Raw genomic sequence first — 1,508 nt, 5'->3', positions numbered from 1 at the left:
CGGGCGTTGTCAAGCTGTGTGGAGTCAGTGGGGTTAGTTGGTGCCGGTTTTTTCGGGGAGATGGTTGATTCCGACGATGCCGGCGGGTGCGGGTGTGGTGGGTTGTGCTCGGAAGCGTTCGGGGTGTTGCCGGTAGTAGCTCTGCAGGGTGATGTCGCGTTGGGCGTGGGCCTGTTGCCAGCTGCCGTCGTGGGCTTGCTGTGGGCTGAAGAGCGCGATGCCGGAGTGTTTGTGGTTTGTGTTGTACCAGGCCACGTAGCCGTCGAGATGGGTGCGGGCGTTGGTGAGGCTTTCAAAGATCCCGGGATAGTTGGGGCGGTATTTCATCGTGCGGAATTCTGACTCGGAGAACGGGTTGTCGTTAGACACGTATGGGCGGTTGTGCGTTTTCTCGACGTTGTGGTCGGCCAACAAATCAGCCAATACGGTCGACCGCATCGCGGGGCCGGAGTCAGCATGAACATAGTTCGGGATACCGTGCGCGGCGAGAGCGGCCTGGAACATCTCCACGGCAAGGTGGTCGCTCTCGCGTTCCTCGACCCGGAAGCCAACGATTTTGCGGGACCAGATATCGATAATCGAGTAGGCCTTGAATGCTTTGTTCCGCCATTCGGTGTGCAGATCGGTGATGTCCCAACTCCATACCTGCATGGGCCCGGTGGCCACTAACACCGGCTTCGCCCGTGGGTTCTTCGAAACACGTTTGGTGGGCACCATCGGGCGGGCAGTTTGGTCAGCGATCACGGCTCCAACCCGCCACCACGACCGACGCCCAGCGAGCATCACCCCGGTATCCCAGGTTTCAGCGAAGCTGTGATCGATCGAGTGGCCTAACGCCCACCCTGCGGTTATTTTCTTCTCGATCAGCCCGCGATCGGTCGACGAGATGCAGGACGGGTATGCCCGTTTGTTGTGTGGGATCGGGTCGGCGACCCGCGGGCGGGGGTTGGTGCGGTAGTGCCAGGTGGATCGTGATACCCCGGCGATGGTCAACGCGCGCCGTTGCGATCCCGTCAGCCGGGTCAGTTCCGCGACGAGTTCGTTCTCTAGGGTGAGGAACTGGTCGACTCGGGAGTCGTTGGGGGTTCTGCGGGCTCTTCCTCGTTCATGGAGTGCAAGAGCCCGATAGCTTTTCCCAGCGCGGTATTGGTCTCCTCCAACTCGCGCACCCGCGAATTTAGCTTCGCGATTTCGGCATCGTGGGCTGCATGGTCGGCTGCGCGCATGATCTCTAACGGCGTGGGTTCATCCGGTGGAATAGTCATCTGACTACCCTCCCTCGGAATCAGTGCGCGGTGAACATCGCCTGCGAGTACGGCCACCCGCCACCGTCTGAACGTGCGGGGACTGACCCCATTTTTCTCGAGCCACTCCGTTTTCTGGCCGTGTGGGACGCTCTGATAACGCATGACGAGTTCAACGATCTCTGCCGAGCTGAACCCTGCGGTGATGGACATGTAGTTGCCTCCTGATCGTGAACTGACTCACAACCAGCCTGACGCAGAGGG

Annotated in this window: 2 protein-coding genes; both read right to left on the bottom strand. The window is 60.5% G+C overall.

Translation table 11 applies throughout. The features are described from left to right. Window positions 1-33 precede the first annotated feature (33 nt). On the bottom strand, window positions 34-993 hold the full coding sequence (locus B0I08_RS17485) for a DDE-type integrase/transposase/recombinase (protein WP_106215237.1): 960 nt from the start codon (window positions 991-993) through the stop codon (window positions 34-36). A 53-nt stretch (window positions 994-1,046) separates the two neighbouring features. After that, window positions 1,047-1,265 carry a hypothetical protein gene (locus tag B0I08_RS17950; protein WP_219905713.1) on the bottom strand — a complete coding sequence of 73 codons (219 nt, stop codon included), beginning with the start codon at window positions 1,263-1,265 and terminating at the stop codon, window positions 1,047-1,049. Window positions 1,266-1,508: the final 243 nt, after the last annotated feature.

Source organism: Glaciihabitans tibetensis, from assembly GCF_003003265.1.
Lineage (GTDB): Bacteria > Actinomycetota > Actinomycetes > Actinomycetales > Microbacteriaceae > Glaciihabitans > Glaciihabitans tibetensis.
Note: the sequence above shows the minus strand (reverse complement) of the source record. Positions and strands in the feature narration are given on the sequence as shown.